Source organism: Streptomyces sp. NPDC015130 (genome assembly GCF_043080005.1).
In the GTDB taxonomy this organism is placed as follows: Bacteria; Actinomycetota; Actinomycetes; order Streptomycetales; family Streptomycetaceae; genus Streptomyces.
In genome coordinates, this window is record NZ_JBIBVC010000009.1 from 325,023 (window position 1) to 339,640 (window position 14,618).

Consider the following 14,618-nt stretch of genomic DNA (forward strand, 5'->3'; position numbering starts at 1 on the left):
CGGGCGACCCGGACGGGGAAGACGTCAGTGTCCGGCCACCGACCTCCGCGCCACCGGGAAGTCGAAGAACGTCCCCGGGAACGGCTCCGGCTTGAAGGTGAAGTGCCACCACTCCTCCGGCAGGTTCACGAACCCCTGCTCCACGAGCACGCTCTTCAGGAGCTGCCGGTTGGCCCGCTGCTCACCCTGGATCCGCGGGTCGTCCGTGTGTGAGCGGGTGTCGAAGCAGTCGTACCCGGTTCCCATGTCCACGGAGTTGTCCGGGAACCGCTCCTCCCGCGGCCCGTAGCACGCGGACAGCGCCTCGCCCGGCACGTACGCGCGCGTGCGCACGGCGGGCAGCCGCACGATCGTCAGGTCCACCGTCGAGCCCCGGCTGTGCCCGGACTTCTCCGCGATGTAACCGTCCGCGAACAGCCTCGACTTGTCGACGAGCGGATAGAACTCCTCCTTCATGCGCTCGTCCTCCAGGTCCTCCGCCCAGCGCACGAAGTGGTCGACGGCCCGCTGCGGCCGGTAGCAGTCGTAGACCTTCAGGGTGTAGCCCCGCGCGAGCAGCCGCACCTGCGCGCGGTGCAGCGCCTCCGCGGCAGGCCGCGTCAGGATGCACAGCGGCTGCCGGTAGCCGTCGATCGGCTCGCCCACGAAGTTGTGCGCCGTCGTGTAGCGCATCTCCTGGACGATCGTCCGGTCCACCGAGCTCAGCGCCACGAACTCCCGTGGCGCCTGGGGCTCCGGCGCCGCGGAGGCCGGGGGAGCGGGGGCGGCGACGGCGCCCGTCACGGCGAGCAGCCCGGCCGCGGCGCCGACGGCGAGGGTACGGAAAGCGGAAACGAGTCCTGTCATGCGCACCGTCTATCAGTTCCACCGGCGCCGGGAAAGGGAGATCGCATACCGTCGGCCCGTGATGGACTCCCACTGCTCCGCCTGCGGCGCCGCGCACGCGCCCGACGCCGGCTGGCCCCGCACCTGCCCGGCCTGCGGCCACACCGCCTACCGCAACCCCCTGCCCGTCGCCGTCGCCCTCCTCCCCGTCACGGACGGGGACCGGGGGAGGGGGCTCGTCGTCATCACCCGCACCATCGAGCCCCAGAAGGGAGGCATCGCCCTGCCCGGCGGCTTCATCGACCATGCCGAGGACTGGCGCGCCGCGGTCGCCCGCGAACTCCGCGAGGAGACCGGCATCCAGGCCTCGGCCGAGGACGTCCGTCTCGCCGACGCGATGAGCTCCCCCGGCGGCCACCTCCTCCTCTTCGGCCTCCTCCCGCCCCGTCCCGCCACCGCCCTCCCGCCCTCGACCCCCACGAACGAGACGAGCGGCCACCATCTGATCCGCACCCCGGGGCAACTGGCCTTCCCCCTCCACACGGAGGCGGCACGCAAGTGGTTCGCGGGGGCGTACGACTGAGCGGAGGACGTACGGCACCGAGTCTTCCGCCGGCGGACTCGGAGGAAGGCCGACCAGGCGAGGGCCGAGCCGGGGGACACCCCTCACCCCCTCACCCCCTCACCCCCTCACCCCCCCCGCACCCGCACCGGCAGCCCCGCCGCCTCCACCCCGTCGTCCGTGACCCGCTCCACCACCACCCGGCCGTCCACGAGCCGCGACTGGTACCGCTCGATCTCGGCCGGCTCCCAGCCGTCGCCCGTGTCCCGGACGACGAGCCCGCCGCCCGTCCGCCCGGCGGCGGGCGCCCACACCTCGAGGGCCGGGCCGTCCCCGTCGCCCCGGACCGGCAGCACCGCCCCCGCCCGGGCGAGCACCGGGACCCGCGAGAGCGGCGCGTCGAGCAGGACCTGCCCCGGACCCTCGTACGCCCGCCCCGTCGCGGTGTCGTACCAGCGGCCGCGCGGCAGCCGCACCGCCCGCCGGTCGGCGCCCCGCGTCAGGACCGGCGCCACCAGCAGCGCGTCCCCCAGCAGGAACGCGTCCTCGCAGTCGCGCAGCGCCCGGTCCTCCGGCGTCCCCCACCACACCGGGCGGACGTACGGCGCGCCCGTCATCCGGGCGAGCCGGGCCAGCGTCTCGAAGTACGGGCGCAGCCGCTCCCGTTCGGCCAGCGCCACGCGCGCGTGCTCCAGGACCTCGGGCCCGAACTCCCAGGGTTCGCGCCGCCCGGCGTCGATCGCCGAGTGGGTACGGAAGAACGGGAGCCACGCCCCGAGCTGGAACCAGCGCAGGTACAGCTCCGGCGAAGGAGTCCCGTCGAACCCGCCCACGTCGGGCCCCGAGTACGGCACCCCGCACAGCCCGAGTCCCAGGACCAGGGAGAGCGAGGCACGCAGCCCTGGCCACCCCGTCGACACGTCCCCCGACCAGGTGCCGCCGTACCGCTGCATCCCCGCCCAGCCGGACCGGGAGAACAGGAACGGCCGCTCGTCGGGCCGCAGCCGGCGCAGCCCCTCGTACCCGGCCCGGGCCATCGTCAGCCCGTACACGTTGTGCGCCTCCCGGTGGTCACCGCCCCGGCCGTCCAGCGCGTGCCGCGCCGACCGCGGCAGCGTCGGGTCGCCGAACGGCGCGAACGACACCGGCTCGTTCATGTCGTGCCACACCCCGGCGAAGCCCTGCCCGAGGCGCTCCTCGTACAGCCCGCCCCACCACTCCCGTACCGCCGGATCGGTGAAGTCCGGATACGCGCACTCGCCCGGCCACACCTCCCCGCGGACCTCCCCGCCCCGCGCGTCCCGCACGAACGCCCCTGCCGCCCGCCCGGCCTCGTACACGGCGTTGCCCGGCTCGGCCTTCACCGCCGGGTCCACGATCGACACGAGCCGCACGCCCTGCTCCCGCAGCTCCGCCGCGAGCCCCGGCAGATCGGGGAACCGCTCCGCGTCCACGGTGAAGACCCGGTGCCCGTCGTAGTGGTCGATGTCCAGGTGGACGACGGACAGCGGCAGCCCCCGCTCCCGGTACCCGGCCACCACCCGCCGCACCTCCGCGGCGCTGCCGAAACCCCAGCGCGCGTGCTGCGGCCCGAGCGCCCAGGACGGCGGCAGCGCGGGCGGGCCCGTCAGCGCCGCCCAGCCGTGCATCACCCGCGCGGGGGTCCCGACCACCACCCAGCAGCGCAGCGGCCCGCCCGACATCCGGACCTCGCTGGTCCCCGGCCGGTCGTGCCCCGACCCCGCGCCCTCCTCGCCCTCGGCGAGCGTGACCCGCCCGTCCCAGGAGTTGTCGTGGAAGGCGAGGTGCGTCCCGGCGTCCGACACGACGAACTGCACGGGCATGGTGAGGTACAGCGGATCGTCCCCGGGGACGAAGCCGCCCTTGGGGTCCGTGTTCCACAGCCGGTACGAGCCGTCCCGCAGCCGCGGCCCGGCCGCCCGCCCGCCGAGCCCGAAGAAACGCGCGTCCGCCGGCACCTCGCTGCGCTGCACCCACCGCGCCGGCGCGCCCGCGCCCGCGGCCGCCGCCGGCTCCCACCAGCGCGGCGGCAGGTCCCGGCGCAGCATCACCCCGCCCGGCGTCCGGATCTCCACCGCCCCGTGCCGGGAGACCGCCACCGTCACCCGCTCCGAGACGATCCGCCACCCGCCGCCCGTGTCCGGCTCCAGAGAAGCCCGCGGATCCGGATCCGGAGCCGCGCCGGACAGCGCGTACGACGGCAGGGGCTCGGCCCCGTCCCACCCCCAGAACACCGCGCCGCCCGCCGACACGCCGATCCGCAGCGAGGAGCGCGCGAACCGGACGATCCCGCCGCCCGGCAGCGCCTCCGCGCCCGTCGCGAGCCCCGGCACCCGCGCCCGCTCCACCCCCTTCGGCGGCAGCCCCCACGCGTCCGCCCTGCGCTGCCGCCACGCCGCCCGTACCGTCCGCAAGCCCCGCACCGAGCCGAACACCTTGATCGAACGCACCAGTTCCCGACCGTCCATGATGATCACCCTGCCACCCACCAGGGGCGATACGAGCTCCGTTCAACTACCGTTCACCCGTGGTGGGAGCACATGTTCAACTGGCCGACCATGGGCAGGCAGACCTGGTGCGAAAGACGATCACATGGCATCGTCCTGTCAGCCGCGTCACGCGCACACCCCCAGCACGTGCGCGGGACACACGCCGACCCCGCGTACAGCCAGGGAGCAGCACCATGACATCAGCGCAGACCGAGCCGCTCTGGCAGCCGGACGACGAACGCGTCGCCGACGCGGCCGTCACCCGCTTCCAGGCCTGGGCCGCCGAGCACCACGGTGCCCCGGCCGAAGGCGGCTACCCGGCGCTCCACCGCTGGTCGGTCGAGGAGCTCGAAGCCTTCTGGCAGGCCGTCGCCGAATGGTTCGACGTCCGCTTCTCCACCCCGTACGAGCGGGTCCTCGGCGACCGCTCTATGCCCGGCGCCGAATGGTTCCCCGGCGCCACCCTCAACTACGCCGAGCACGCCCTGCGCGCGGCCGACGAGCGCCCCCACGACACGGCCCTGCTCCATGTGGACGAGACACATGAGCCCACGCCGACGACCTGGGCCGAGCTCCGCCGCCAGGTCGGCTCCCTCGCCGCCGAACTGCGCGCCGTCGGCGTACGCCCCGGCGACCGCGTCAGTGGCTACCTGCCGAACGTCCCGCAGTCCGTCGTCGCCCTCCTCGCCACCGCGGCCGTCGGCGGCGTGTGGACCTCCTGCGCCCCGGACTTCGGCGCCCGCAGCGTCCTCGACCGCTTCCAGCAGGTCGAGCCGGTCGTCCTCTTCACCGTGGACGGCTACCGCTACGGCGGCAAGGAGCACGACCGCCGCGAGACCGTCGCCGAACTCCGCGCCGAGCTGCCCACCCTCCGCGCCGTCGTCCACATCCCGCTCCTCGGCACCCCCGCCCCGGAAGGGACCCTCGACTGGGCCGACCTCGTCTCCGGCGACGCCGAGCCCGTCTACGAGCAGGTCCCGTTCTCGCACCCGCTGTGGATCCTGTACTCGTCCGGTACGACGGGCCTGCCGAAGGCGATCGTCCAGTCCCAGGGCGGCATCCTCGTCGAGCACGTGAAGCAGCTGGGCCTCCACTGCGACCTCGGCCCCGAGGACGTGTTCTTCTGGTACACCTCCACCGGCTGGATGATGTGGAACTTCCTCGTCTCCGGCCTGCTCACCGGCACGACGGTCGTCCTGTACGACGGCAGCCCCGGCTACCCCGACACGGGCGCCCAGTGGCGCGTCGCCGAGCGCACCCGGGCGACGCTGTACGGCACCTCCGCCGCGTACGTGATGGCCTGCGCGAAGGCCGACGTGCACCCCGGCAGGGACTTCGACCTCTCGGCCGTGAAGTGCGTGGCCACCACGGGCTCCCCGCTGCCTCCCGACGGCTTCCGCTGGCTCCACGACGAGGTCCGCGAGGACCTGTGGATCGCCTCCGTCAGCGGCGGCACGGACGTGTGCTCCTGCTTCGCCGGCGCGGTCCCCACGCTGCCCGTCCACATCGGCGAGCTCCAGGCGGCCGGTCTCGGCACCGACCTCCAGGCCTGGGACCCCTCCGGGAAGCCGGTGATCGGCGAGGTCGGCGAGCTCGTCGTCACCAACCCCATGCCGTCCATGCCGATCCACTTCTGGAACGACCCCGACGGCAGCCGCTACCACGACAGCTACTTCGAGATGTTCCCCGGCGTCTGGCGCCACGGCGACTGGATCACGATCACCGACCACGGCTCGGTCGTCATCCACGGCCGCTCCGACTCCACCCTGAACCGTCAGGGCGTGCGGATGGGGAGCGCCGATATCTATGAGGCCGTCGAACGTCTCCCGGAGATCCGCGAGTCCCTCGTGATCGGTCTGGAGGAGCCGGACGGCGGGTACTGGATGCCGCTCTTCGTGCACCTCGTGGACGGAGCCACCCTGGACGACGAGCTGATCGGCCGCATCAAGCGGACGATCCGCACCGAGCTCTCCCCGCGGCACGTCCCCGACGACATCATCGAGGTCCCGGGCGTGCCCCACACCCTCACCGGCAAGCGCATCGAGGTCCCGGTGAAGCGCCTCCTCCAGGGCACCCCCCTGGCCAAGGCCGTCAACGCCGGCTCGGTCGACAACCTCTCCCTCCTCCACTTCTACGAGACCCTGGCGGCCACCCGCAGGTCCTGACACGGCACACGTGAAGAGGCCGGCTCCCCCGAACGGGAACCGGCCTCTTCACACGCGCACGCGCCCATGGGACTCAGGCGCCGGAGCCGCCCGGCCGCTCACCGGCCCGCTCGGCCGCGCCCTTGGCGAGGACGGCCGACAGACCGAGCACCGTCCCCTTCTTCCCCGCCGCCGTGGTCTCGACGAGCACCGTGCGCTCGCCGAGGAACACCGACGTCGCCCGGTCGAAGATCCACTGGGTCTGCTCGCCGTCGGCGGTACGGGCGACGGCGACGCCCTCACGCCCGGCGGCGTCCTTCGCGGACGGCAGGACGGACACGCCGGGGATCCGCGCCGCGGCCTCGTACAGAGCCGACGTCACCTTCGGCGGGGCCCAGGTCTCGGCGAGCAGCGTCCCGATCGCCCGGAAGGCCCGCTGATCGGCATCGGCCCCGTCCCCACGGGTCTCCTCCCGGATCAGCTTCAGCAGGACCTCGGGATCGGTCGGCAGGGTGGCCACGTACGCATGGGTCGGGTTCGTGACGGACGCCGCACCCGCCTCCAGGGTCGACGGCCGCGGCGACGCGCCCGGGTGGTCCAGCTCGTACACGGGCAGGCTCGGCGGCGAGAGCACGGAGTCGGCCGAACCGGCCTCGCGCAGGAGCCCCGCGCGGCTGCCGTCGGCGGAGAGCCACACCTCACGCTGCCGGACGGGCGGCAGCGTGGCGACGCCCCCGGCGGCGCTGCGCCCGGCGTGCGCGGCCAGGCTCCTGATGTAGACGAAGTCCTGCGGCCGGGCGTCCGGCGCCGGGGCGGAGGCGGCGGCGAGCGCGGCACGGGACAGCAGCCGCCCGGCGTCGGACGCGGTCGGCTGCCCTGCCGAGCTCCGGCCCGAGGGCCCGGCCGGAGCCTCCGCGGGGGCGAGGACGACGACCCCGGCAACGAGCGCGCAGGCGGCGGCGGGCGCGGCGATCCAGGTGAAGCGCGGGACGGCGCGGGAGGACCGGGGACGTCGCGCGGCGGGCCCGGCGGCGAGGGCGTCCCGCAGGACGGCGTACCGGAGGGCCTGCTCCCGCTCGGGTTCGATCTCGGGCACGGGAGGCGGCGGGAGAAGCTCCGTGAGCTCGCCGCGCAGGCGCTCGTCCGAGGGGGAGTGCGTCGGGTGCGTCTTTCGGGTGGTGTTCATGCCTGGTTCTCCGGGGTCGTTCGGGGCACGAGGGCGGAGCGGACAGAGGAAGGGACGACGGGGCGGCCACCGGACCTGATGACGGACCGATCGGCAACGGCAGGACGCACGACGGAAGACCGGACGGCTCCGGACTCGACGGCTCCGGACCCGGCTGTCCCGGGCGCGGCCGCTCGCTGCCCGGTGGCTCCGGACCCGGCTGTCCCGGGCGCGGCCACTCGCGGCCCTGCGGCCCCCGGCCCCGCTGCCCCCGCCCCGGTGCCTCCCGGCCCGGCCCTTCCCGGACCGGAGGACCGCTCGCGCCGCCGCAGCGCGCGCAGCTCGGCCTCGGCGAGCTTGCGAAGCCGCTCGCGGGCCCGGGACAGCCGGGACCGCACGGTCCCGACGGGTATCCCCAGCGCCTCCCCGGCCGCCGCGTAGTCGAGTCCGGCCCACACGACGAGCGTGAAGACCTCCCGCTCACGGCGTCGGAGCCGGCCGAGCGCGGCACGGGCCGCCCGCACCTGCTCGCCGTCCGTCATCCGTGCGAGGACGTCGTCGGCGAAGTCGGGCAGCACACCGCGCTCGGGGAGTCGGGCGAGCGCCGCGTCCCGCCGCCGCGCCTCCCGCGCGGCGCCGCGCATGACGTTGGTCGCGATGCCCAGCAGCCACGGCCGCAGGGTCCCGCCGTCGGCGTGCACCTTCCCGCGGCAGCGCCAGGCTTCGAGGAACGTGGCCGAGACGACGTCCTCGGCCGCGGCGCGGTCCCCGCACACCCGGTACGCGTAGTGGTACAGGACCCGCGCGTGCTCGTCGTACGCCTCGCCCAGCGCCGCCGGGTCTCCGGCGCGGAAACGATCTCTCATAGGTGATTCCACACAACGCACTGGTCGCCGGTCCGCCGCGGTTCCCGTGACGTGGACCACACCACCCCCACGAAGACCACCGGGGTCACCGGCGCGGGAGACAGGACACCGAAGGAGCGCCGGGGAGGAACGAACCGGCCCCGGCGCTCCCGCACGTCCCGCCTCACCCCCCGTACGTGGCCTGCGAGTCCCCGAGGACCCCGGCGAAGTCCGCGGCGAGCCGCACCGCGTCCGCAGGCGCGAGCGCCGCCGTCGTGATGCGCACGGCAGGCGGGGCGGAGATCCGGAACCGCGCGCCGGCGGCGACCCACCAGCCCTGCGTCCGCAGCCCGTTGACCACGGCGGACTCGTCCCGCACGGGCACCCACACGTTCAGCCCGCTCGCTCCGACGGCGCGGATCCCGTACGTGCCGAGCGCCCCGATCAGCGCGGCCCGCCGTTCCGCGTACGCCGTCTCCCCTGCCGCGACCAGCTCGCGCACGGTCCCGTCGGCGAGCAGCCCGGTCACCGTCTCCTGGAGCACGTGACTGACCCAGCCCGAGGTCATCAGCATCCGCCCGTCGTGCCGCGCGAGCGTCACCGCGTCGCACGCGACCCCGGCCCACCGCAGGTCGATCCCGAGGTGCTTGGACACGGTCCGCACCTGCGCCCACCGGTCGAGCCCCGCCGCGGCGAGCGTGTACGCGGCGGCTCCGCCGACCTCGGCGTTGTGGTCGTCCTCGACGACGAGGACCTCGGGGAAATCCCGCAGGACGGAAACCAGTTCGTCCCGTCGCGAGCGCGTGAAGAACGCACCGGTCGGACACTGCCCGCGCGGACTGCACACCACCGCGCGCACCCCGCTCCGCAGCGCCGTCCGCAGCGATTCCGGTACGAGCCCCTCGCGGTCCACCGCGACCGGCACCGTCCGCAGCCCGAGCGCGGGCACCAGGTCGAGCAGGTGGTGGAAGCCGGGGTCCTCGACGGCCACCGCGTCGCCGGGCCGCAGCTCGGTCGAGAGGACCCGCGCGATGCAGTCGAGCGCGCCGTGGGCGAACGTCACGTGCTCCGCGGGCACCCCGTCCCGCTCGAACCACTCCCGGGTCAGCGCTTCGAGCGCCGGCAGACGCGGCGCGGCGCGATGGGAGCCGTACACGGGCGCGACGGCCGACGGCGGCCGCAGCACCGGCAGGAACGCGGGGTCGGGATGACCGCCGGCGAGATCGACGAGCCCGGCGGGCACGCGCGGAGGCCGCCGGGAGGCCACCGACGGAACGTCCGCGACCACCGTGCCGCCCCGGCCGCGGGTGACGATCAGCCCCCGCTGCCGCAGCTCCTTGTAGGCGGTCGCGACCGTCCCCGGACTCACCCCGAGTTCGTCGGCGAGCCGCCGTACGGGAGGCAGGGCATCGCCCGGGGCGAGTCCGCCCTCGGCGACCCCCCGCTCCACGGACGCGGCAATCCCCTTGGCCGTAGCCCCTTCGATCACATATTGTGCTGCCACGTAACACATTATGTATCAATACAAAAGAATGCGCAAGGGGGACCCATGAACGACACGACCCGCCCACCCCTCAAGGACCGCATCCCGGGTGGCGAGGACGGGCGCAGGATGCTCGTCATCGGCTTCATCGACAAGTGCGGGACGGGCCTCTGGTCCACCGCGATGGCCCTCTACTTCACCTACGTCACAGGGCTCGGCCTCGGACAGGTGGGCCTCCTCATCGCGGTCTCGGGCGCGGCCGGCATCGCCGGCGCACCCCTCGGAGGCCTCCTCGCGGACCGCTTCCCCCTCGTCCGCGTGATCATCGGCACCCAGCTCCTGCGCGCGGCGGCCCTCCTGGCCCTCCTCACGACCGACGACTACCCCCTGCTCGTCCTCATATCGGCGGTCGGCGCCCTCCCCGACCGCGCGACCAACGTCCTCACGAAGCTCTACGCGGCCCGCGTGGCAGGCCCCGACCGCGTCCGCTACCAGGCCATCAACCGCACGACCTCCAACATCGGCTGGACCCTCGGCGGCCTCGGGGCGGCAGCCGCCCTCGCCGTCGGCTCCACCACCGCCTACCAGCTCCTCCTCGTCGGCGACGCGCTCTCCTACCTCGTCATGGCGGTACTCACCCTCCGCTGCGCCGAACCACCGGCCCCCACGCCCTCACGCGTCGTCGCCGCCTCCACCGACGCGAGCCCGACGACCAAACCCGCGAGCCCCTGGCGCGACCGCGGATTCCTCGCCTTCACCGCGGGCGACGGCGTCTTCTTCCTCCACGACTCGATCCTCCAGGTCGCCCTGCCCCTCTGGATCGTCCACGCGACCGACGCCCCCGTGGGCCTCGCACCCCTGCTCCTGGTCCTCAACAGCGTCCTCGTCGTCGTCTTCCAGGTCCCGCTCTCCCGCTTCGGCGCCACCACCCGAGCAGCCCGCGGCCTGTACACCCCGCTCGCCGCGCTCTTCGCGATCGGCACCCTCGCCGTCGCGGCCTCCGCCCTGGGCGGCCCGCCCCTCGCCGTCGCGGCCCTCGTCACGGCTACCGTCGTCCTCACCTTCGCCGAGATGATCCACACCATCGCCTCCTGGGAGATCTCCGTCGCCCTCGCCCCCGGCGACGCCCAGGGCGCCTACCTCGGCGTCCACGGCCTCGCCCAGTCCACCCAGCGCTTCGCCGGTCCCCTCCTCATGACGGGCCTCGTCGCGACGGGCCCGCTCGGCTGGCCCTTCCTCGGCGCCGCCCTCGTCGCGACCTGTGCGGCCCAGCACCGACTGGTCGGCCGACGCCTCCCGGAATCGTCACTGTCAGTGCTGAAGGTTACGGTGAGTGAGCACTGATCGGACGGTCACCAGGGGGATGCATGAACCGGACAGCCACCACCACGACCCACCTCCGCCGCGCCCTGCGCCGCGAGGTCCCGAGCACGGTCGGCCTGCTCGCGGACGCACAGGACTTCGCGGCGATGCGCCGCTACAGCACCTTCGCCTTCGACGACCACACGACCTACCTCCAGCAGATCGAAGCGCTCCTCAAGTCCCTCGCCACCCAGGGCGGACACACGACGGTCACCCTCTTCGACCCCGAGGAGTACGAGGCCTACTGCGCGGACACGGCGATCGACCCCGACACCCCGACGAGCCGCAGCCGCTTCACCGCCCACCTCGCCACCACCGGCGCCCGCGTCACCTACACCGGCCAGCCCCTCAGCACCCTCCTGCCGGAGCTCGTCGACACAGCGGTCCGCCACGCGACCTGGGAGTACGCCACCACGGTCCTTGCGACCGCCGGCGACTGCGCGACCTGCGGCAAGGACATCGGCAGGACAGCCTTCGACCGGGCCACCCGACTGTTGAACCGCCTCCTCGAAGCAGCGGGCCCCGGCCCCCACCACCTCGTCTGCAGCGTCCCCATGGGCGACGACCACCTCCTCGCGGTCCTCCACGCCGCGGGCGCGGCAGACCTCGAAGGCACGGAGGCCACGGAGTTCACCGCGGTCCTGGCGGCAGGCATCGCCCTCGCGGCACCGGGCGGCCTCGTCCTGCGCACCACGGACCCCGACGCCCGCGACCGCCTCCACGGCTGGCGCCTCACCGACGGCACCCTGACACCCCTCACGGAAGCAGAGGTCTTCGCCGCCTACTGCACCGACGCCCGCACAGGAGAACCCCTCTCCCCGGAGCCCGGCGTCGACTACAACGCCGGGTTCCCCCTCGCCCCCGACCCCGACGACGAGTGGCCCACCCACCACTGACCGGGTACGCCGAAGGGGCTCCCCGCCACCAAGGTGACGGGAAGCCCCTCCGATCCCTACGTCAGCGAATGCCCGGGATCACTCCCCGGACAGCACCGCCTGCGCGGCGATCCGCGCCTCGTGCGCGGTGTCCGCGGCACGAGCCGCCGCAGCGGCCCGCTCGCACTGCGCCAGCGTGTACTTGGCCAGCGTCGCCCGTACATACGGAATCGACGCCGCGCCCATCGACAGGGAGGTGACACCGAGACCCGTCAGCACACACGCGAGCAGCGGGTCCGAAGCGGCCTCACCACAGACACCGCAGCTCTTGCCCTCGGCCTTGGCCGCCTCGGCGGACAGCGCGACGAGGTCGAGCAGCGCGGGCTGCCACGGGTCCTGGAGCCGCGACACCGCACCGACCTGACGGTCGGCGGCGAAGGTGTACTGCGCGAGGTCGTTGGTACCCAGCGACAGGAACTCGACCTCCTGCAGGATCGAGCGCGCCCGCAGCGCGGCCGAGGGAATCTCGACCATCGCACCGAACTTCGCCCGCAGCCCCGCCTCACGGCACGCGTCGGCGAAGGCCTTCGCGTCCGTACGGTCGGCCACCATCGGAGCCATGACCTCGAGGTAGACGGGCAGCCCCTCGGCCGCCTTCGCCAGCGCGGTCAGCTGCGTCCGCAGCACGTCCGGGTGGTCGAGCAGCGACCGCAGCCCGCGGACACCGAGCGCGGGGTTCGGCTCGTCCGCCGGCGTCAGGAAGTCCAGCGGCTTGTCCGCACCCGCGTCGAGCACACGCACGACGACACGGCCCTCGGGAAACGCCTCCAGCACCTGACGGTAGGACTCGATCTGCTTCTCCTCGGACGGAGCCTTCTGGCTGTCGTCCAGGAAGAGGAACTCCGTACGGAACAGACCTACACCCTCGGCGCCCGCCTCCACCGCGGCCGGCACGTCCGCCGGACCACCGACGTTGGCGAGCAGCGGCACCTTGTGCCCGTCCGAGGTCGCACCGGGACCACTGGACGAGGCCAGCGCGGCCTTCCGCGCGGCGGCGGCCTTCGTCAGCTCCGCCTTCTTCTCCTCGCTCGGGTCGACGAAGAGCTCACCCGTCGAACCGTCGACGGCGATGAGCGTGCCCTCGGCGAGCTCACCGGCGCCGGGCAGCGCCACGATGGCGGGCACACCGAGCGCCCGCGCGAGGATGGCGCTGTGGCTGGTCGGCCCGCCCTCCTCCGTCACGAAACCGAGCACCAGCGTCGGGTCGAGCAGCGCCGTGTCGGCGGGCGCGAGGTCCCGCGCGATGAGCACATACGGCTCGTCGCTGTCCGGCACACCCGGCATCGGGACACCGAGCAGCCGGGCGACGATCCGGTTCCGCACGTCGTCCAGGTCGGCGACCCGCCCTGCCATGTACTCACCGGCGCCCGCGAGCAGCTCCCGATAGTGCGAGAAAGCGTCGTAGATCCCGCGCTCGGCCGTGCTGCCGACCGCGATACGGCGATCGACGTCGGCGATGAGCTCCGGGTCCTGCGCGATCATCGCCTGGGCCTCCAGCACCGCCTGGGCCTCGCCACCGGCCAGATTGCCTCGTGCGATCAGGTCCGCGGCCACAGCTTCCACCGCCTGGCGGGCGCGCCCCTGTTCGCGCTCCGCCTCGTCGGCCGGAATCTGCTTGGCCGGCGGCTCGAGAACCGCCGTGCCCATGTGCCGGACCTCGCCGATCGCCACACCGTGGCTGACGCCGACGCCTCGCAGCGTTGTCTCCATCTCACCGTCTCCGATTGAGCGGCGGCCTCGGCCGCCGCGTTGAATGTCGAACTCGCGGTCGTCACGAGGACGAACCGGCTCAGCTCCAGCCGAAGAGCTGGTCGCCGGCCTTCACGTCGCCGTCCTCGACGACGTCGGAGAGCGAGTCCGCAGTGGCCTCCAGGGCCACGACGGGACAGATGGGGGACTTGCCGGCGGCCTCGACCTCGGCGGGGTTCCAGCGCACGACGGCCTGTCCGCGCGTCACGGTGTCACCCTTGTTGACGAGCAGCTCGAAGCCCTGCCCGTTCAGCTGGACGGTGTCGATGCCGAGGTGGGTGAGCACGCCGTGCCCCTCACTGTCGACGACGACGAAGGCGTGCGGGTGCATGGAGACGATGACCCCGTCGATGGGGGACACCGCCTCGGAGGGCTCACGCACGGGATCGATGGCGGTACCGGGACCGACCATCGCACCGGAGAAGACCGGGTCGGGAACTGCGGCGAGACCGATGGCGCGTCCAACAAGCGGCGACGTCACGGTTGTCATGGGAAGCCTCCCAGGGGCGGAGATTGTGTGGCGCCGTCACTACCTGTCCTGGACGGCGTACTGTTCAGAAGCGTATGTCATAGGAAGTCCCAGTTCCGCACGAGACGTACCACTTGGCGGACCTAGGACTACCCCGAAACGATTTGCCTCTACTGACGGTGGGATGTACTGTCGTACTCCTGCCTGACCCCAACGCGGCCTTGAGTCGCGGGTCGGCAGCACCTATCAAGCCAGATCCTAACCCCAGTGGTCTACACCTCTGCGTGCATCAGCTCGCCGGGGGAGTGGTCAGGGGGACCGAGAAAGCCTGGTAATGTTTGACCCCGCCGGGAACGGGAAACGCGAAAGCGAATTTCGTCTCGACAACCCGCTCCAGCGGGTGGCAGAAACGGGAAATCGGATCTGCTAGGCTGGAAACACGAAATACCGCAGGAAAAGCCCGGAGGAAAGCCCGCGAGGGTGAGTACAAAGGAAGCGTCCGCACCTTGAGAACTCAACAGCGTGCCAAAAATCAACGCCAGATTAGTTGATACCCCGTCCATCTTCGG

At 73.2% G+C, this 14,618-nt stretch carries 11 protein-coding genes; 4 read left to right on the forward strand and 7 right to left on the reverse strand.

All coding sequences use genetic code 11. From position 1 onward, the window contains the following. Nucleotides 1-24: 24 nt before the first annotated feature. Nucleotides 25-846 (reverse strand): M15 family metallopeptidase, encoded by an 822-nt coding sequence (locus ACF08F_RS21485; protein ID WP_392300110.1) that lies wholly within the window; start codon nucleotides 844-846, stop codon nucleotides 25-27. On the opposite strand from ACF08F_RS21485, the gene ACF08F_RS21490 reads away from it, so the two are divergent. After that, on the forward strand, nucleotides 845-1,408 hold the full coding sequence (locus ACF08F_RS21490) for an NUDIX domain-containing protein (RefSeq protein WP_392300111.1): 564 nt from the start codon (nucleotides 845-847) through the stop codon (nucleotides 1,406-1,408). The genes ACF08F_RS21485 and ACF08F_RS21490 overlap by 2 nt on opposite strands. A gap of 107 nt (nucleotides 1,409-1,515) precedes the next feature. Here ACF08F_RS21490 and ACF08F_RS21495 read toward each other — a convergent pair whose 3' ends face one another. After that, complete coding sequence (locus ACF08F_RS21495; RefSeq protein ID WP_392300112.1) at nucleotides 1,516-3,876, reverse strand: glycoside hydrolase family 31 protein; 2,361 nt, start codon at nucleotides 3,874-3,876, stop codon at nucleotides 1,516-1,518. 215 nt (nucleotides 3,877-4,091) lie between these two features. Here ACF08F_RS21495 and ACF08F_RS21500 point away from each other — a divergent pair, with 215 nt between their 5' ends. Continuing rightward, entirely contained in the window at nucleotides 4,092-6,062 is a 1,971-nt protein-coding gene (locus tag ACF08F_RS21500) for an acetoacetate--CoA ligase (RefSeq protein ID WP_392300113.1), read from the forward strand. Between the two features lie 73 nt (nucleotides 6,063-6,135). Here ACF08F_RS21500 and ACF08F_RS21505 read toward each other — a convergent pair whose 3' ends face one another. The 3 genes from ACF08F_RS21505 to ACF08F_RS21515 all read right to left on the reverse strand — a co-directional run bounded on the left by ACF08F_RS21505 (nucleotide 6,136) and on the right by ACF08F_RS21515 (nucleotide 9,555). Next, nucleotides 6,136-7,227 carry a CU044_5270 family protein gene (locus ACF08F_RS21505; RefSeq protein ID WP_392300114.1) on the reverse strand — a complete coding sequence of 364 codons (1,092 nt, stop codon included), beginning with the start codon at nucleotides 7,225-7,227 and terminating at the stop codon, nucleotides 6,136-6,138. Continuing rightward, the gene (locus tag ACF08F_RS21510; RefSeq protein ID WP_392300115.1) at nucleotides 7,224-8,072 is read right to left on the reverse strand and encodes an RNA polymerase sigma factor; all 849 of its coding nucleotides are present in this window, start codon (nucleotides 8,070-8,072) and stop codon (nucleotides 7,224-7,226) included. The genes ACF08F_RS21505 and ACF08F_RS21510 overlap by 4 nt, the downstream gene beginning before the upstream one ends. A gap of 163 nt (nucleotides 8,073-8,235) precedes the next feature. Further along, nucleotides 8,236-9,555: an aminotransferase class I/II-fold pyridoxal phosphate-dependent enzyme gene (locus ACF08F_RS21515; protein ID WP_392300116.1), complete on the reverse strand. Its 1,320-nt coding sequence runs from the start codon at nucleotides 9,553-9,555 to the stop codon at nucleotides 8,236-8,238. A 45-nt stretch (nucleotides 9,556-9,600) separates the two neighbouring features. Between ACF08F_RS21515 and ACF08F_RS21520 the strand changes: the two genes are divergently transcribed. After that, nucleotides 9,601-10,878, forward strand: coding sequence for an MFS transporter (locus tag ACF08F_RS21520; RefSeq protein WP_392300117.1), 1,278 nt, complete (start codon nucleotides 9,601-9,603; stop codon nucleotides 10,876-10,878). A gap of 23 nt (nucleotides 10,879-10,901) precedes the next feature. Continuing rightward, complete coding sequence (locus ACF08F_RS21525) at nucleotides 10,902-11,792, forward strand: hypothetical protein (RefSeq protein WP_392300118.1); 891 nt, start codon at nucleotides 10,902-10,904, stop codon at nucleotides 11,790-11,792. Between the two features lie 78 nt (nucleotides 11,793-11,870). Here the strand turns inward: ACF08F_RS21525 and ptsP are convergent, their stop codons facing one another. Continuing rightward, on the reverse strand, nucleotides 11,871-13,541 hold the full coding sequence (gene ptsP / locus ACF08F_RS21530; RefSeq protein WP_392300119.1) for a phosphoenolpyruvate--protein phosphotransferase: 1,671 nt from the start codon (nucleotides 13,539-13,541) through the stop codon (nucleotides 11,871-11,873). Nucleotides 13,542-13,620: 79 nt separating this feature from the next. Then, nucleotides 13,621-14,070: a PTS glucose transporter subunit IIA gene (locus ACF08F_RS21535; RefSeq protein ID WP_392300120.1), complete on the reverse strand. Its 450-nt coding sequence runs from the start codon at nucleotides 14,068-14,070 to the stop codon at nucleotides 13,621-13,623. Nucleotides 14,071-14,618: the final 548 nt, after the last annotated feature.